Annotated in this window: 8 protein-coding genes and 1 pseudogene; 2 read left to right on the forward strand and 7 right to left on the reverse strand. The window is 73.6% G+C overall.

Annotation, left to right across the window (positions count from 1 at the left end):
• Positions 1 to 104: 104 nt before the first annotated feature.
• The 3 genes and pseudogenes from L1885_RS09710 to L1885_RS09720 form a co-directional block, all read right to left on the reverse strand.
• A complete protein-coding gene (locus L1885_RS09710) occupies positions 105 to 1,541 on the reverse strand; it encodes a maltokinase N-terminal cap-like domain-containing protein (protein ID WP_235796623.1) in 1,437 nt (478 codons plus the stop codon).
• Positions 1,542 to 2,023: 482 nt separating this feature from the next.
• Positions 2,024 to 3,739, reverse strand: a pseudogene (gene treS, locus L1885_RS09715) (maltose alpha-D-glucosyltransferase); the annotation flags it as partial.
• The gene (locus L1885_RS09720; protein WP_235796630.1) at positions 3,736 to 5,724 is read right to left on the reverse strand and encodes an alpha-1,4-glucan--maltose-1-phosphate maltosyltransferase; all 1,989 of its coding nucleotides are present in this window, start codon (positions 5,722 to 5,724) and stop codon (positions 3,736 to 3,738) included. The gene L1885_RS09720 and the pseudogene treS, both read right to left, overlap by 4 nt.
• Positions 5,725 to 6,303: 579 nt before the next feature.
• Here L1885_RS09720 and glgP point away from each other — a divergent pair.
• Together glgP and L1885_RS09730 are read left to right on the forward strand one after the other, a co-directional pair.
• Entirely contained in the window at positions 6,304 to 9,030 is a 2,727-nt protein-coding gene (gene glgP, locus L1885_RS09725) for an alpha-glucan family phosphorylase (protein ID WP_235796624.1), read from the forward strand.
• Positions 9,031 to 9,458: 428 nt separating this feature from the next.
• Complete coding sequence (locus L1885_RS09730; RefSeq protein WP_235796625.1) at positions 9,459 to 10,709, forward strand: alginate lyase family protein; 1,251 nt, start codon at positions 9,459 to 9,461, stop codon at positions 10,707 to 10,709.
• Positions 10,710 to 10,829: 120 nt separating this feature from the next.
• Here L1885_RS09730 and L1885_RS09735 read toward each other — a convergent pair whose 3' ends face one another.
• From L1885_RS09735 to L1885_RS09750, 4 genes are all read right to left on the reverse strand, one after another.
• Entirely contained in the window at positions 10,830 to 11,747 is a 918-nt protein-coding gene (locus L1885_RS09735) for a squalene/phytoene synthase family protein (RefSeq protein WP_235796626.1), read from the reverse strand.
• 157 nt (positions 11,748 to 11,904) lie between these two features.
• Positions 11,905 to 13,164, reverse strand: a complete 1,260-nt coding sequence (locus L1885_RS09740; RefSeq protein ID WP_235796627.1) for a PP2C family protein-serine/threonine phosphatase — start codon at positions 13,162 to 13,164, stop codon at positions 11,905 to 11,907.
• Between the two features lie 870 nt (positions 13,165 to 14,034).
• The gene (locus tag L1885_RS09745; protein ID WP_235796628.1) at positions 14,035 to 15,717 is read right to left on the reverse strand and encodes a M4 family metallopeptidase; all 1,683 of its coding nucleotides are present in this window, start codon (positions 15,715 to 15,717) and stop codon (positions 14,035 to 14,037) included.
• A gap of 658 nt (positions 15,718 to 16,375) precedes the next feature.
• Positions 16,376 to 18,272, reverse strand: a 1,897-nt coding sequence (locus L1885_RS09750) for an ABC transporter ATP-binding protein (RefSeq protein WP_235796629.1), incomplete at its 5' end; no start/stop codon positions are given.

Genomic DNA, 18,272 nt, shown 5'->3' on the forward strand with positions numbered 1-18,272 from the left:
CGTCCGGACGCCACCCGGACGGGCGGGCGCGGGCCGTGCGGCGGCGCCGCGGCGCCGACACGGGACCCGATCACCGAGCGGCCGGGTCCACGGGCCCCGGCACCTCACCGCCCCGCCGCCAGCCGCTCGATCGCGGCCATCGGCACCGGCAGCCAGTCGGGGCGGTGCCGGGCCTCGTACAGCACCTCGTAGATCGCCTTGTCCGTCTCGTAGGCGCGCAGCAGTTCCGGCTCGTCGCGCGGATCGGTGCCCGCGGCCTGCGCGTATCCCTCGCAGTACGCGTCGCGGCAGCGCGCGGCCCAGTCCCCGCGCCACGGCTCGTGGGAGCGTGCCGCGTAGTCGAAGGAGCGGAGCATGCCCGCGACGTCGCGCACCGGGGGCTGCGGCCTGCGGCGCTCGGCGAGCGGCCGGGCCGGCTCGCCCTCGAAGTCGATCACCGACCAGCTGCCGTCGGGGCTGCGCAGGGTCTGCCCCAGGTGCAGGTCGCCGTGGACGCGCTGGGCCGGCCGGGTGCGGGTGCCGAGGCGCCCGAGGGCGTCGAACGCGGCACGCAGCCCGGGCGCGTGGGGCATCAGGGCGGGGACCGCCTGCGCCGCGGTGTCCAGCCTGCGGTTCATGGCCTCGGCGAGCTGGGCCGTGCGCGCGGCGTCCAGCACCACGGTCGGCAGCGCGGAGGCGAGGGCGAGGTGGACCTCGGCGGTGGCCCGGCCCAGCTCGCGGGCCTCGGGCACGAAGTCGCGGCCGCCGGAGAGCGCCGCCAGCGCGAGCTGCCAGCCGTCGGTGGAACCGCGCAGGTACGGCTGCAGGACGCCGAGCGTCAGCTGCTCGCCGCTGCCCGCCGGATCGGCCGCCTCGAACCACGCCACCGGGGCCGGCACCCGCGCGCAGCCCTCCGCCGCGAGCGCCAGCGGGAGTTCCAGGTCCGGGTGGGGTCCCGGGACGACCCGTCGCAGGATCTTGAGGATGTAGGCGTCGCCGTAGACCAGCGAGGTGTTGGACTGCTCGGCGTCGAGCAGCCGGGGGGCCAGTGCGGCCGGGATGCGGTCCGCGCGGCCGAAGCGCAGCGGTCCGACCTGCTCGACACTGCGCAGCCGGTCCATCAGCACGCCCGCGAGGTAGGGGTCGTGGACCGCGTCGTAGACGGTACGGCCCGCGAGGGGCCCCTGCGCCGCCCGCCCGACCAGGGCGGGCCCGAGGTGCGGCGGCAGCGACGTCCTTACGCCGAGCAGCAGTTGGTAGCAGTCGCCGCCGCCGGGGGCGGCCGAGGGCCGGCCCGTGTCGTGCTGCTCGACCCGTAGCAGCAGGTGCAGCAGCCCCGGGCCCTCGCCGCCCGAGGGGACCGGAGGCAGCAGTTCGGTCACCGAGACCGGGACGAGCGCGGTGAGGCTTCGGCCCTTGCCCGCGAACCAGCGCTGCCTGGGCAGCCATTCCCGCAGCAGCGGGGCGAGGGAGTCGACGGTGGCCGCCGCGGCGGCGGACGGTGTGAGGGTCCGCACGCCCGCGGGACGTGCGGTACTCCGGGTGGATGCAGCCTTCGGCATGGCAGCGCGTCCTTTCCCCGGGCACACCACAGGATGCGCAGAGTGTCCCGGATTGCGGCAGTTGCTGTCCGGCTGTACGGGATGTGTCGGGTGAGGATGGTCCGTACGGGGTCGGGCCCGTGACGGACGATCCGGACGCGGCCCGTGCCCCACGAACCGGCCGTCCGTGAGAGTGCCCCGTGCCGGGCGGTGGAAACCGCCCCGCACGGGCGCCGTCGGTCCGGTCCGCGCCGGCGCGCCGCTCCCGCGCGCGCCGGCGCGGACCGTCAGGAGCGCGGCTTCCCGGGAGCGGGCGCCCCGCCGGGTGCCGGCGGGGCCGCCGGACGGGAGGCGGCCGTCGCGCCCGGCACGGTCCCCGCAGGGGTGTCCGCCCCGGTGGCGGCCGGGTCGGGTCCCGCTTCGGGGCTGCCCGGGAGGGGCTTGGTGCCGGGGGCCGCGCCGACCCCGGAGCCGAGGGAGGGACCCGACGACATCGGCGCGGGCGCCGCGTCCTTGCGCAGCCGGAACCAGTAGAACCCGTGCCCCGCCAGCGTCAGCAGGTAGGGCCACTCGCCGATGGCGGGGAAGCGCACCCCGCCGATCAGCTCCACCGGGTGCCGGCCGCTGTACTCGCGCAGGTCCAGCTCGGTGGGCTGGGCGAACCGCGAGAAGTTGTGCACGCACAGCACGAGGTCGTCGCCGTTGCCCTCCGACGAGGGAGCCTCCCGCAGGAAGGCGAGCACCGCCGGGTTCGACGAGGGCAGTTCGGTGTACGACCCGATGCCGAACGCCGGGTTCTGCTTGCGGATCTCGATCATCCGGCGCGTCCAGTGCAGCAGCGACGACGGCGACGCCATGGCCGCCTCGACGTTGGTGACCTGGTAGCCGTAGACCGGGTCCATGATCGTCGGCAGGTAGAGCCGCCCCGGGTCGCTGGAGGAGAAGCCCGCGTTGCGGTCGGGCGTCCACTGCATGGGTGTGCGCACCGCGTCGCGGTCGCCCAGCCAGATGTTGTCGCCCATGCCGATCTCGTCGCCGTAGTACAGGATCGGCGAGCCGGGCAGCGACAGCAGCAGCGCGGTGAACAGCTCGATCTGGTTGCGGTCGTTGTCCAGCAGCGGGGCGAGGCGCCGGCGGATGCCGATGTTGGCGCGCATCCGCGGGTCCTTGGCGTACTCCGCGTACATGTAGTCGCGTTCTTCGTCCGTGACCATTTCGAGGGTGAGCTCGTCGTGGTTGCGCAGGAAGATGCCCCACTGGCAGCCGCTCGGGATGGCCGGCGTCTTCGCCAGGATCTCGGAGACCGGATAGCGCGACTCGCGGCGCACGGCCATGAAGATGCGCGGCATCACCGGGAAGTGGAACGCCATGTGGCATTCGTCGCCGCCCTGTTCGTAGTCGCCGAAGTAGTCGACGACGTCCTCGGGCCACTGGTTGGCCTCGGCGAGCAGCACGGTGTCCGGGTAGTGCGCGTCGATCTCCGCGCGCACGCGCTTGAGGAAGGCGTGCGACTGCGGCAGGTTCTCGCAGTTGGTGCCCTCCTCCGCGTACAGGTAGGGCACGGCGTCGAGGCGGAAGCCGTCGATGCCGAGGTCGAGCCAGAACCGCAGGGCGGAGATCATCTCCTCCTGCACGGCCGGGTTCTCGTAGTTGAGGTCCGGCTGGTGCGAGAAGAACCGGTGCCAGTAGTACTGCTTGCGCACCGGGTCGAACGTCCAGTTGGACGCCTCGGTGTCGACGAAGATGATGCGGGCGTCGCCGTACTGCTTGTCGTCGTCGGCCCACATGTAGTAATCGCCGTACGGGCCGTCCGGGTTGGTGCGCGACTCCTGGAACCACGGGTGCTGGTCGCTGGTGTGGTTCATCACCACGTCGATGATCACGCGCATGCCGCGCTGGTGGGCGGCGTCGACGAACTCCACGAAGTCGGCCAGGTCGCCGAACTCCGGCAGCACCGCCGTGTAGTCCGACACGTCGTACCCGCCGTCGCGCAGCGGGGACTTGAAGAACGGCGGCAGCCAGAGGCAGTCCACCCCGAGCCACTGCAGGTAGTCGAGCTTGGCGGTGAGGCCCTTGAGGTCACCGATGCCGTCGCCGTTGCTGTCCTGGAACGAGCGCACCAGGACCTCGTAGAAGACGGCCCGTTTGAACCAGTCGGGGTTGCGATCCTTTGCGGGAGTGTCCTCGAAGGTGTCGTGGACGGGCTCGTTGACGATCATGATGTGGGTGACCCTCCGATCGGCGGGGACGGTCGCAGGGCGACGATGTGCGCGGGCGTGACGCCCGGGTCCAGGCGCACATAGTTGGCCCTGCCCCAGTGGTAGGTGTCGCCGGTGAGCTCGTCGCGCACCGGGACGGTCTCGTGCCATGCGAGGCCGAGCCGCGGCATGTCCAACGAGACCGTCGCCTCCTGGGTGTGGTGCGGGTCGAGGTTGACGACCACCAGAACGATGTTCGAACCTGCCCGCTTGCTGAAGGCCAGGACCGAGTCGTTGTCGGTGTGGTGGAAGTGGACGTCCCGCAGCTGCTGGAGCGCGGGATGCCGCCGCCTGAGCCGGTTCAGTGTCGTGATCAGCGGCGCGATGGTGCGGCCCTCGCGCTCGGCCGCCTCCCAGTCCCTGGGCCGGAGCTGGTACTTCTCGGAGTCCATGTACTCCTCACTGCCGGGGTGGGCCGGCGTGCCCTCGCACAGCTCGAAGCCCGCGTACACACCCCAGGACGGAGACATCGTCGCCGCCAGCACCGCGCGCACCTCGAACGCGGGCCGGCCGCCGTGCTGAAGGTAGCCGTGCAGGATGTCCGGGGTGTTGACGAAGAAATTCGGGCGCATGTACGCGGAGGTCTCACCGGACAGCTCGGTGAGGTACTCCGTCAGTTCCTGCTTCGAGTTGCGCCAGGTGAAGTAGGTGTAGGACTGCTGGAAGCCCACGGCCGCCAGCGTCCGCATCATCGCGGGGCGGGTGAACGCCTCGGCGAGGAAGATCACGTCGGGGTCGGTGCGGTTGACGGTGCGGATGACCTTCTCCCAGAAGACCACCGGCTTCGTGTGCGGGTTGTCGACACGGAAGACGCGTACCCCGTGTTCCATCCAGTACCGCAGGATCCGCACGGTTTCCCGCACGAGCCCGCGCATGTCCGCGTCGAACGCGATCGGGTAGATGTCCTGGTACTTCTTCGGCGGGTTCTCCGCGTACGCGATCGTGCCGTCCGGCCGGTGGTGGAACCAGTCCGGCTTGCGCGTCACCCACGGGTGGTCCGGGGAGCACTGGAGGGCGAAGTCCAGGGCGATCTCCATCCGCAGGTCGCGGGCGGTCTCCACGAACCGGTCGAAGTCCTCGATGGTGCCGAGGTCGGGGTGGACCGCGTCGTGGCCGCCGTCCGCCGAGCCGATGGCCCACGGCACGCCCACGTCGTGGGGGCCCGCGGACAGCGTGTTGTTGGGGCCCTTGCGGAAGGTGGTGCCGATGGGGTGGATGGGCGGCAGGTACACCACGTCGAAGCCCATGGCGGCGATCGCCGGCAGCCGCTCGGCCGCCGTGGCGAACGTGCCGCTCACCGGTGGCTTCCCCGGCTCGACGACCGCGCCCTCCGAGCGGGGGAACATCTCGTACCAGGACCCGTACAGGGCCCGGCGGCGCTCCACGCGCAGCGGCAGCGCCCTGGACTGCGTGAGCAGGTCCCGCAACGGGTGCTTCGCGAGGGCCTCGTCGACGTCCGGCGTCAGCGCGGCCGCCAGCCGGGCCGCGGCCGGCCGCGACGTGTCCCGCAGGGCGTCCGCCGCGTCGAGCACCGACTCCCGGCCCTCACGCTTCGGCACGCCCTCGGCGGCCCGCTCGTACAGCGCGGCCCCCTCGGCGAAGACGAGCTCCGTGTCGATGCCCGCCGGGATCTTGACCCCGGCCGTGTGGCGCCACGTGGCGACGGGATCGCTCCAGGCCTCCACCGTGTACGTCCACGCGCCCTCCTCCGTCGGGGTGACCTCCGCGCCCCACCGGTCCGTGCCCGGGGCCAGTTCGGACATCGGCGTGAACGGGCCGGGCCGGCCGGCCGGGTCGGTGAGCACGACATTGGCGGCGACGGCGTCGTGGCCCTCGCGGAAGACGGTCGCGGTGACCTGGAAGGTCTCACCGCTCACCGCCTTCGCGGGGCGTCTGCCGCCGTCGACGAGGGGGGATACGTCCAGGACGGGGATACGACCGATCAGTTTCACCGAATCACCTGAGGGCTGGGCGGAGTGACGAGCAGGACACGTCTGACGGGTGGGGCCGGGCGGGAGCGTCACCTTCGAGCACGGCAGGTGGAGCACCGAACGGGCAAGTGGGTGGCAATCAGATTTTGTACTCGTTTTGCTGTTCTTTTTAGCTGCTTGATCGACTGCGGACACGGCGCGAGCAGGGCCGTTCCCGCCCGTGCTCTTCAGGGTTCACCCGAATAGCAGTCCCCAACCATGCGTACGGGGGAGCCTTCCGTGCGAGCAGGCATGCCCATCCGGCGGAGTGATGACTCCCCGCGCCGGAACGGTCACCCAATCCTCCACCGGGCGGACGGCGAGCGCGAGTCCGCGAAGCCGCCCGGCAGACACTCTTCACGAGGTGGCATATGCGCCGGCCCAACGGGGCGGGGCTGAGCGGCGTACGCGGCCGGTACGGCGCGGAAACGGCCGCGACGCGCGCGAATGCGCCGTGGTTGTCGGGGGCAGGGTCGGGCTAACGTCTCACCACGGCGGGACGCCCGGCACGGTGCGTCCCCTCCGATACGTACGTCCCTTGCGAAGGTGGAGCACGTGAAGGCAATCCGTCGGTTCACCGTCCGTCCGGTGCTGCCCGAGCCCCTCGGCCCGCTGAGCGACCTGGCTCGCAACCTGCGCTGGTCCTGGCACACGGGCACCCGCGAGCTGTTCGAGGCCGTCGACCCGGAGGGCTGGCAGGCCGCCGGCCGCGACCCGGTCCGGCTGCTCGGCTCCGTCTCGGCGGCGCGCCTGGCCGAGCTGGCCGCCGACCGGTCCTTCGTGGACAGGCTGGACGCGGCCGCCGCCGACCTGGACGCCTATCTGCACGAGGACCGCTGGTACCAGCGCCGCGACGCCGGCGCGGACGACGCGGCGGACGGCCCGGTGGCCGAGGAGGCGGCGGCCTACGGCGGCGCCGCCTCCGGCCCCGGCGGCCTGCCGGCCGCCATCGCCTACTTCTCACCCGAGTTCGGCATCACCGCGGCCCTGCCGCAGTACTCGGGCGGCCTCGGCATCCTCGCCGGCGACCACCTGAAATCGGCCAGCGACCTGGGCGTCCCGCTGATCGGCGTCGGGCTGCTCTACCGGCACGGCTACTTCCGCCAGTCCCTCTCCCGCGACGGCTGGCAGCAGGAGACCTACCCGGTCCTCGACCCGCACGAGCTGCCGCTGACCCAGCTGCGCGAACAGGACGGCACCCCCGCCGAGGTCCGATTGGCGCTGCCGGGCGGCCGGGCGCTGCGGGCCCGCGTCTGGCAGGCCCGGGTCGGCCGGGTCCCGCTGCTCCTGCTGGACTCCGACGTCGAGGAGAACGGCCAGAACGAACGCGAGGTCACCGACCGCCTCTACGGCGGCGGCAGCGAGCACCGGCTGCTCCAGGAGATGCTCCTCGGCATCGGCGGGGTCCGGGCCGTGCGCGCCTACTGCCGGCTCACCGGCCACCCGGAGCCCGAGGTCTTCCACACCAACGAGGGCCACGCCGGCTTCCTCGGCCTGGAGCGGATCCGGGAGCTGGTCGCCCGGGACCCCGGGGGCGCCGGCTTCGAGGCCGCGCTCGAGGCGGTCCGGGCCGGCACGGTCTTCACGACCCACACCCCCGTGCCCGCGGGCATCGACCGCTTCGACCGGGCGCTGGTCGCCCATCACTTCAGCGAAGGCGGGGAACTGCCCGGCGTCGAGGTGGAGCGGGTCCTCGACCTCGGCCTGGAGACGTACGAGGGCGGCGACCCCAACCTGTTCAACATGGCCGTGATGGGCCTCAGGCTCGCGGGCCGCGCCAACGGCGTCTCCACGCTGCACGGCGCGGTCAGCCGGGAGATGTTCGCCGGACTGTGGCCGGGATTCGACGCCGAGGAGGTGCCGATCACCTCCGTCACCAACGGCGTGCACGCGCCGACCTGGGTGGCACCCGAGGTCGCCGCGCTCGGCGCCCGGCAGATCGGCGAGGGACCGGCGGAGCAGGCGCTGAGCGTCGGCGGCCCCGAACGCTGGCAGGCCATGGCCGGCATCCCCGACGAGGACGTGTGGGCGGTGCGGCGCGCGCTGCGCGGCCGGCTCGTCGAGGAGGTGCGCGAGCGGCTGCGCGCCTCCTGGCGGCAGCGCGGCGCGGCGGCCGCCGAACTGGGCTGGATCGACGGCGTCCTCGACCCGGACGTGCTGACCATCGGCTTCGCCCGGCGCGTGCCCTCGTACAAGCGCCTCACCCTGATGCTGCGCGACCCGGACCGGCTGCGGCGCATGCTGCTCGACCCCGAGCGGCCGGTGCAGATCGTGGTGGCCGGCAAGGCGCACCCCGCCGACGACGGCGGCAAGCGGCTCATCCAGGAGCTGGTGCACTTCGCGGACGACCCCCGGGTGCGGCACCGGATCGTCTTCCTGCCGGACTACGGCATGGGCATGGCGCAGAACCTCTACCCGGGCTGCGACGTGTGGCTCAACAACCCGCTGCGCCCCCTGGAGGCGTGCGGCACCAGCGGGATGAAGGCCGCGCTCAACGGCTGCCTCAACCTCTCGGTCCTGGACGGCTGGTGGGACGAGTGGTACGAGCCCGACCTCGGCTGGGCCATTCCCACGGCGGACGGCTCGGCCGCCGCCGACGAGCACCGGCGCGACGAGCTGGAGGCTGGCGCCCTCTACGAGCTGATCGAGAACCGGATCGCGCCGCGCTTCTACGACCGGGGCCGGGGCGCCGGCGAGGACGGCCTGCCGGGCCGCTGGATCGAGATGGTCCGGCGCACGCTGGCGACGCTCGGCCCGAAGGTGGTCGCGGGCCGGATGGTGCGCGAGTACGTCGAGCGGCTGTACGCGCCGGCGGCGCTGGCCCACCGGGCCCTGGACGCCGGGGCGGCGGCCGAACTGGCCGCCTGGAAGCACCGGGTGCGCACGCTGTGGCCGTACGTCGGGGTGGACCACGTCGAGACGGTCTCGGCGGACGCGGCACGCTCGCGGGCCGAGCTGGGAGCGACGCTGTCGCTGCGGGTCGGCGTGAGCCTCGGCGAGCTGCGGCCCGACGACGTCGAGGTGCAGGCGGTCGCGGGACGGGTCGGCTCGGACGACGCGATCGCGGAGGCGCGGACGTTCCCGCTCAAGCCGTCCGGCGGCAGCGACGGGGAGGGCCGCTGGGTCTACGAGGGTGCCCTGGGCCTCGACCGGACGGGCCCCTTCGGCTACACGGTCCGGGTGCTGCCGTCGCACGGGCTGCTGGCGAACGCGGCCGACCTCGGCCTGGTCACGCTGCCCACGGAGGCGGCCGGCCGGCACGCGGGCGTGCTGATGCGGTAGTTCGTGAAGGAGGGCTCGCAGGGCCCCGCACCGGGGCCTTGCGCAGGCCCCGACGCGGCCGGCCGTCCGGCCGCGACGACCACCCGGGCGCCCCGGAACCGAACAGGTTCCGGGGCGCCCGGCGTTCACGGGTGCGAACCGGCGACCGGGTCCGGCGAGGGCGGCGGGCCGGATGTATGCCGGGGCCGCGGGCGTCGCGGGGGAGCGGGCCACTGGCGTCGGCACCGGCACCCGGGGGCACGGCCCTGGGGGTTGCGCGGCCGGGGGGTCATCCACCGGAAAAGGTACGGACCTTGACGCGCCCGGTCCGGCGGCTCTACCTTCCCTGTCAATTGGTTCACAACTTCACCCGACGTTCATGTAGATGAACAACTGATCGCGGCGCGGGCAGAGTTGTGGCCTCCCCACGCACCGGAAGGCATCCCCACATGCGCACCGGAAAGACCTCGCGCCTCATCGCCCTCGGCACCGCGCTCGCCGGTGTCACGGCCGCCCTGTGCATGGCGCCCGCCTCGGCCGCAGGACCGGCCGCCCGCCCCGCCGCCGCACCGGCCGCCGCACCGGCGGTGGCCGCCGCGCCCGCCGCCTTCGTCCACCCCGGTGTCAACCTGAGCACCGCGCAGCTCGACTTCGTGCGCGGCAAGGTGCAGGCGGGCGCGGAGCCCTGGAAGTCCGCCTACAACCAGATGATCTCCAGCAAGTACGCCGACCTGAACCGGACGCCCAAGCCCCGGGCGAACGTGGAGTGCGGCTCGTACTCCAACCCCAACAACGGCTGCACCGACGAGCGGCAGGACGCGATAGCCGCCTACACCGACGCGCTGGCCTGGTACATCACCCGCGACGACCGGTACGCGCAGAAGGCGATCCAGCTCATGGACGCCTGGTCCGCCACCATCCAGCAGCACACCAACTCGAACGCGCCCCTCCAGACCGGCTGGGCCGGCGCGTCCTGGCCGAAGGCCGCGGAGATCATCAAGCACGTGTACGGGAACTGGCCGAACGAGGCCCGCTTCGACACGATGCTGCGCAACGTCTACATGCCGACCCTCATCAAGGGCTCCAACTCCAACGGGAACTGGGAGCTGACGATGATGGAGGCGGCGGTCAGCATCTCCGTCTACCTCGACGACAAGACGGACTACGACACCGCCATCTCCAAGTACCTGACCCGCACCGCCGCCTACGTCTACCTGCCCACGGACGGCAGCCTGCCGAAGACGGTCCCGAGCCAGAACCTCGACACCCGCGACAAGATCGTCAACTACTGGCAGGGCCAGTCGACGTTCGACTCCTCGATGACCGGCGTCACCCAGGAGACCTGCCGCGACTTCGTCCACACCGGCTACGGCATCTCGAACATCGGGCACGTCTACGAGACCGCCCGCATCCAGGGCCAGGACCTCTACCCGCAGGTCGGCGAGCGGCTGCGCCAGGCCCTCGGCTTCCAGTCGAAGTTCGAGACCAAGGCCGCGGCCAAGCCCTCCAACCTGTGCCCGGGCAAGAACCTGACGCTCGGCCTGGGCCCGATCACCGAGGTCGGCTTCAACGCGCTCAACACCCGCAAGGGCATCGCGATGACCAACACCCAGGCGCTGACCGAGCGGCAGCGGCCCGCCGGGACGAACGACCTCTTCGTCGCCTGGGAGACGCTCACCAACGCCGAGAACCCCAACTAGGCCGGCCCGCGGGGACCCTGCAGAACCGCGGGCCCGCAGGCCCGGACCGTACGCGGGTACGGTCCGGCGCGGCGGGCCCGCGCGGGTGCGCCGGGCGCCGTCCGCGCGGCAGGCGCCCGCTCAGGCGGACAGCGTCAGCGGGAGCGGCTCGTGCCGGGACTGCGCGACCAGGCGCAGGCAGTCCGCCGGGTTGTCGGCGACCGGGCGGCGCACCACGTCGGCGCCCATCGCGCCGATCACGTCGAGCCGGTGGTGGTAGAGGCCGAGCAGCACGCGGACCAGCGGGCGGTACTCGACGGGGACCTGCGCCACCACGCGTCCCGCCTCCAGCAGCGTGGCCCGGGCCCGGTCGGCGGTCGCCAGGACCAGTTCGCGCACGGCGCCCGTGGCGCGGCCCCGCACCAGGTCCTCCTGGCTCACGCCGAAGCGGTCCAGGTCGGTGAGGGGCAGGGCGTAGCGGCCCTCGGCGACGTCCTCGGTGAGGTCCGTGAGCAGGTCGGTGCGCTGGCACGCGTCGGCGACCAGCCGGCAGGACGCGGCGTACTCGTCGTCGGGCACCAGATGCGGGGTCAGGCCGGTGCTGAGCATGATGCCGGGCCAGGTCAGCGTGTCGATGTAGTGCTGGTAGGCGGACTCGTCGGCGAACCCGGGGAACTCCAGGTCGATCCGCGTGCCCGCCAGGTAGTCGTCGAACCAGTGGCGCGGCAGGCCCGCCTCGGCGGCCGAGTGGACGAAGGCCCGCAGCAGCGGGTGGTGCGAGTCGCCCGTGTCCAGGGCGCGCGTCACGTGCCCCGTCCAGGCGTCGAGCTGGCGGACGCGGTCCGCCGGGCTGCCCTTGTCGCACACGTCGTCGGTGAAGCCGAGCATGGAGGCGCCGGTCAGCGCGTGCGGCAGGAAGGCGGCCGGGGCCTGGAGGCGCACCACCCCGTACAGGGCGGGCTCCCGGCGGCGCAGGTAGCGCGCGGCGGCGGTGTAGTCGGCGCGCAGCCCGGCCGGCCGCACCCCCGCGAGATCCAGACAACGTCGCCACGAACGCACGGACAGGCTCCAGACACAGAAGGCGGGACACGGACCGGCCCCCAGCCTAGCCAGGCCGCCGGGCGCCCCGGGCCGGGCGGGGCCCGGGGCGCCCGAGCAGAGCGCGGCCCGCCGGAGTGCCCCCCGGTGGACCGCGGACCGACCGAAGCCCTCCGGCTCAGCGGGCCGGACGCGAGGCGTCGGCGAGGCTCGCGCCGGTGGCGGCGTCGCGCTCCCGGCTGTCGAGGCCGTGCCAGTCCAGGCACAGCACGGTCGCGTCGTCCTTGAGGTGGTCGCCGTCGGCGTCGACGACGGCCCCGATGAGGGCGCGCGCGGCCTCCCGGGGGTGGAGCTCACGGGTGCGGACGATCAGGTCCGCCAGGTCCAGGCCGGGGTCGTTGCGCTCCAGCATGCCGTCCGTCAGCAGCACCAGCCGGTCGCCGGGCCGCAGGTCGAGGGACTGAACCCGGTAGGTGTGCGGCAGCTGGAAGCCGAAGGGCATGTCGATGTCCGGGACGATCTGCTCCACCGCGCCGTCCCTCATCCGCAGGGGCCAGGGATGCCCTGCGTTCACGAACTCGGTGCGCCCGTCGAGCAGGCTGATCCGCAGGAGCTGCCCGGTGACGTAGCCCTCCGCGCCGTGCTGCCGCACGGCCTCGTCGGCCTGCCGGGCCTGCTCCGGCAGGCTGTCGCCCGCACGCCGGGCGCGACGCAGCGCACCCACCGCGAGGGTGGCGAGCAGCGCGGCGGCGACGTCGTGGCCCATGGCGTCCGTGACGGACAGCTGGACCGCGTCCCGGTCGAGCACGTAGTCGAAGGTGTCCCCGCCGACGCGCTCGGCGGGCTCCAGCGCCCCGGCGATCGCGAACTGCGCTGCCTCGCAGGCCAGCGACGGCGGCAGCAGCCGGTGCTGGATCTCCGCGGCGAGGCTCAGCGGAACGGTGCGCCGGCCCCACTGGTACAGGTCGGTGAAGGACCGGTTGGCGATGACGACGTAGGCGAGCGCGTGGGCCGCCTCGCCGATCTCCCGCATCATGTCCGCGTCCGGGGGCTCGGGCAGGAACAGTTCGAGCAGGCCGATGGCGTCACCGCGGTTGGTCACCGGTGCGAGGACCCGGGCGGCCTGCCCGCGCCGCTCCTCCACGTGCGGCACCTGGCTGCGGATCACGTCGTCGTACCGCGTGCCGCGCAGCGCCAGGCGCTGCGCGGGCCGGGTGGTCTCCACGGAACCCGCATCGCCCAGCCGGACGACCGAGCTCCCCGTGAAGTCGACGATCAGGAAGGACACGGACGTGGCGCCGAGGCGTTCCCTGAGCAGCCGGGCCACCACGTCGAGCGACTCGACGGGCGGTGCGGCCTCCGCGGCCTCCAGTGTCCTCGCCAGCGCCCGCGCGTCGCCGCTGCCGCCGGCGGAGCGGGCTCCTTGCGGCTCCTTCATGTCGGTTGCTCCGCGTTCTCGCGGTTCTGCAGGTCTCCACTCGCCCATGGTCACTCCTTACTGTTCGTCCCTGCCGCCCGCCCCGCACGGTCCACCGGGCGGACGGCCCGGAGACGGAGGGTGGGGAGCTGCCCCTGCGGGCCCGGCGCATGCCCGGTCCACCGCGCGGCCCCTGTGGGGGCGGCCTGCGCGAAACGGGGACCGCGGGGTCGACCGGTGCCGCCGTGACGGCGCGTGTACGCGGACGGCTACGGTGCCGGTCGACCTCGCGGGTCGGCCCGGCGTCCCGGTTCGGGGATGCGGGGACCGCGTCGCGGGCCCTTCGGATGCGGGTGACTCCGCCGCATGTCGCGTCAGGGGCCACGGGGATGCCGGCGAGGCGTGCCGGGCTCAGCGCCCGGGGCCGCCTCCGGCGCGCCTGTCGGCCCGTGGGGCGACGGCTCGGCGCGGTCCTGACTCGCAGCCGGTGCCGGTGCCGGTACCGTTGGGCGGGGCGGCCGCAGCCGCCTGCCTCACTGTGCCGTCGAGCTCGTTGCCGGTGTACCCGGCCCTGTCGTCCACGCTCATGGCACATCCCTTCCGCTCTCGCCGTGCACACCGTCCACCGGTGGATGGCGATGGGCTGCGCTTGCCCCCGATCGCGCCGTTCACACCGCGGAGCCGGGCGGGGGAGACATGCACAACAGGGCCGGCCGGGTCGTGTGGACCCGGCCGGCCCTGTCGCCGCGCGGAGCGGTGGCACGTGCGGTGCCGCGTCCGGGGAGTGGGGCCCCGGAGCGGAGCGGCCCGCCCGGGTGCCGGGCGGGCCGCGGGGTGCGGTGGCGGGCGGGACTCACGCCCGCGGCGCGCGGGTCCCGGACCGCCGGTGGCTCACGGGCGGGCGCCGACCTTCACGGCCGCCCAGGCGTTGGCGACCGCGTTGTACTCGGCCGAGCCGCTGCCGTACAGGTCGGCCGCCGCGGCGAGGGTGCCGGTGCGGGCCGACGCGTAGTTCGTGTTGCTCGTGAACTTGGTGCTCAGCGCGCGGAACCAGATCTGCTCCGCCTTGGCGCGGCCGATGCCGGTGACCGCCTTGCCGTCCCCCGTCGGGGAGTTGTACTTGACGCCGTTGATCGTCTTCGCGCCGCTGCCCTCCGACAGCAGGTAGAAGAAGTGGTTCGCGACGCCGGAGGAGTAGTGCACGTCGAGCCGTCCGACGCTGGAGGACCAGTAGTCGGCGGAGCCGCCGTCCTTGCTCGGCTGGTCCATGTAGCGCAGCGGGCTGCCGTCGCCGTTGATGTTGATCTTCTCGCCGATCAGGTAGTCGCCCGGGTCGGTGGTGTTGTTCGCGTACCACTCGACGGCCGTGCCGAAGATGTCCGAGGTGGCCTCGTTGAGGCCGCCGGACTCGCCCGAGTACACCAGCCCGGCGGTGGCGGCGGTGACGCCGTGCGACATCTCGTGCCCGGCCACGTCGATCGCCGTCAGCGGCGCGCGGTTGCCCGCGCCGTCGCCGTACGTCATGCAGAAGCAGGAGTCGTCCCAGAACGCGTTGACGTAGCCGCTGCTGTAGTGGACGCGGGAGTAGGCGGCGACGCCGTTGCCCTTGATGCCGGTGCGGCCGTGCACGTTCTTGTAGTAGTCCCACGTCAGGCCGGCGCCGTAGGCGGCGTCCGCGGCGGGCGTCTCGGTGTTGGTGCCGACGCCGTTGCCCCACACGTCGTCGGGGCCCGAGAACAGGGTGCCGCGCCCGCTGGTCGCGCGGTTGAGGTTGTAGGTGTTGTGCCCGCCGCGGGGGGTGTCGGTGAGCTGGTACGTCGAGCCGGACTTCACCGAGTTCACGGTGACCTGGCCGCTGTACTCGGTGTTGCCGACGCCGGTCTCGATGCCCTGCCACTGGAACAGCTTCTTGCCGGTGGAGGCGTCGGTGACGACGTGCAGCTGGTTGGGCGTGCCGTCCTCCTGGAAGCCGCCGACGACCGTCTCGTAGGCGAGGACCGGGGCGCCCTGGGCCATCCACACGACCTTGCGGGGCGCCGCGTCGGGCGCGCTCTTGGACGAGCCCGCGGCGGCCGCGGCGCTCAGCGCCTGCTTCTGCGCGGCCGCCGGCGCGACGGCCGCGGTCGTGCTCACGCCCTTGAGGGACGCCTTGGACGCCCGGTCGACGGACGTGGTGGCGCCGGCCGCCGAGGTCGCGACCACCATGTCGCCGCCGAGGACGGGCAGTCCCTGGTAGGTGCGCTCGTAGCGGGTGTGCGTGGTGCCGTCGGCGTCCTGGACGACGTCCTTGACGACGAGCTTCTCCTGGCTGCCGAGGCCGAGCTCGGCCGCCTGGGCCGGGGTGGCTGCCTCGGCGGCGGATATCAGCGCGGCGCGCGCCGAGGGGGTCAGCTCGCGGGGCAGCGCCCCGGGCCGGGCGTCCGAGCCGGCGGCGGTCAGGGCCGCGGGGGCCGCGCCCGGAGCGGTCGCGTTCCCGGCGGAGGCGGTGCCTGCCTGGACACCGACGGCGAGGAGTGCGGCTGCGGCGACGGCGGCACCGGTTGTCACGGCGCGGCGTTTGGGCGTGGATCTCACGCTGTCTCCTTGTGCGAGGGGGGTACCGGGCGGTGGGTGTGCGCCCGGTGTTGCACGTGCATGGGAGCGTCTGCCGAACGCTGGAAGACTCGCAGCCGACCCCTGTTGTTGTCAGGGGCGCGTCAAGTGATTGACCGGAAAGTGCCCGCCGTGACGGCCCTGCGCCCCAACGCGCTCATGTGACGGGCATGTTGCGACTCCCGCGTGACCGCCCGGGAAACGGTGAGCAACCCGGACGTAGCGGCCCCGGATCCCCGCCGGTGTGTGCTCCCGCCGGCGCCCCGCACACGTTCCTGTGCGACCGCAACGATCCGGCCGCACCGGGCCGGGCCGGGCCGCGGTGAACGGCCGGCTCCCGGAGGCCCGCCGGCCCGGTCCCGGCCTCCGGTGCGCCGGTCGCGCCCCGTGGATTCCTGCCCGCGGCCCGCCCGTGGCCCCCTCGGGGCCCGGGCGGAATCTACGGAACGGGGGCGGCCTCAATGGCCGTGGAGCGCGGTCGCGACCGCGCCCCGGCCGGCACGGACGGGGGAGGTCCCGCCCGTGCCCGGCGGGACCTCCCGCGCCGCTCCAACAACGGGCCCGAGGAGCCGGGCGGTTGCCGCCCCGCGCCCCGGCCGGACCCGCGAGGGCAGGTCGGCTCACGCGGGGGCGCGTCAGCTCACGCGAGGCTCTCCCGCCACGCCCGGTGCAGGCCCGCGAAGCGGCCGGTGCCGCCGATCAGTTCGGCGGGCGCGCCGTCCTCGACGATCCGGCCGCCCTCCATCACGAGGACCCGGTCCGCGATCTCCACCGTGGACAGCCGGTGCGCGATCACCACCGCCGTCCGCCCGCGCAGCACCGTGTCCATCGCGTGCTGCACCGCCCGTTCGCCGGGGATGTCCAGGGAGCTGGTCGCCTCGTCGAGGATCAGCACCGCGGGGTCCGCGAGCAGGGCGCGTGCGAACGCCACCAGCTGCCGCTGGCCCGCCGAGATGCGGCCGCCCCGCTTGCGCACGTCGGTGTCGTAGCCGTCCGGCAGGGCCGCGATGAACTCGTGCGCGCCGATCGCGCGGGCCGCCGCCTCGATCTCGGCCCGGGAGGCGTCCGGGCTGCCGATCGCGATGTTCTCGGCGACCGTCCCCGAGAACAGGAACGCCTCCTGCGTCACCATCACCACGCCGCGCCGCAGTTCCGCGGTGTCCAGGTCGCGCAGGTCGACTCCGTCCAGCAGGACCCGGCCGGACGTCGGGTCGTAGAAGCGCGCGAGCAGCTTCGCGAGCGTCGACTTGCCCGCGCCCGTGGACCCGACGACGGCCACCGTCTCGCCCGCCGGGATCGTCAGCGCGAAGGAGGGCAGCACCTCGCCGCCCGTGCGGTAGGCGAAGCGGACGTCGTCGAAGACGACCTCGCGGCCGGGCAGGGCGCCGGGCCTGGGCGGCAGCGGGCGGGGATCGGCCGCGTCCGGCACGCCCGGCTGCTGCGCCAGCAGGCCCGCGATCTTCTCCAGCGACGCCACCGCCGACTGGTAGGCGTTGAGGAACATGCCGAGGCGGTCGATCGGGTCGTACAGCCGCCGCAGGTAGAGCACCGCGGCCGCGAGCACGCCCAGTTCGAGCGTGCCGTCGGCGACCCGGAACGCGCCCCACAGCACCAGGCCCGCGACGGCGGTGTTCGCGATGAGCCGGGAGCCCACCACGTAGCGGGCCATCTCCAGCATCGAGTCGCCGTTGCTGCGCTCGTGCCGGGCGTTGAGCCGGCCGAGCTCGGCGTCGTTGGCCTGCTCGCGGCGGAAGGCGCGCACCGGGCGGATGCCGCCCAGCGTCTCCGCGAACTTCACGATCACCGCGGCGATCGCGGTCGAGCGGCGGGCGAACACCCGCCCCGCGCGGTGCTGGTAGACGCGGACCATGGCGTACAGCGGCAGGAACGACAGGACCGCGACGGCCCCGAGCTCGAAGTCGAGGTAGAGCAGGGTGGCCCCGATGTACAGGAAGGAGAGCACCACGGCCACCAGTTCCTGCAGCCCCTCGTTGAGCAGCTCGCGCAGCGACTCGACGTCCGTCGTCGACCGCGAGATCAGCCGGCCCGACGTGTAGCGCTCGTGGAAGTCGACGCTGAGCTCCTGGGCGTGGCGGAAGATCCGGCCGCGCAGGTCGAACAGGACGGCCTGGCTGACCCGCGTCGAGGATCCGATGAAGGAGTGCTGGAACCAGCCCGAGAGCACGGCACTGAGCCCGTAGGCGACCCCCACCGCGATGAGCGGCCCGTGCGAGCCGTGGCGCAGCGCGGGCACCGCGTGGTCGATCGCGTAGGCGACGATCAGCGGCCCGGCCTGCGCTGCGGCCTGCTGGAACAGCAGCAGCACCACCGTCAGGACGACCCCGCCGCGCAGCGGGCGCAGCAGCGAGCCGAGCAGCGCGCGGGTGGCTCCGGGCGGCGCGGGCAGCGCGTCCCGGTCGAACGGGTCGTCGGCCGGGGAGCTCGCGGCGGCGACGACCGCCGCGTCCTCGGCCGAGGCCTCCGACGCCCCGCCCCCCTGGCCGCCCGGGGCCGGCCCCGTGGTGGTCGACGTGGTC

This window comes from Streptomyces fuscigenes (assembly GCF_021556455.1).
In the GTDB taxonomy this organism is placed as follows: domain Bacteria; phylum Actinomycetota; class Actinomycetes; order Streptomycetales; family Streptomycetaceae; genus Streptomyces; species Streptomyces fuscigenes.

Excerpts from the sequence above, each read along its gene's own strand:
- L1885_RS09730 (WP_235796625.1), top strand. The coding sequence starts at position 9,459 with ATGCGCACCGGAAAGACCTCGCGCCTCATCGCCCTCGGCACCGCGCTC.
- L1885_RS09740 (WP_235796627.1), bottom strand. The coding sequence starts at position 13,164 with ATGAAGGAGCCGCAAGGAGCCCGCTCCGCCGGCGGCAGCGGCGACGCG.
- L1885_RS09710 (WP_235796623.1), bottom strand. The coding sequence starts at position 1,541 with ATGCCGAAGGCTGCATCCACCCGGAGTACCGCACGTCCCGCGGGCGTG.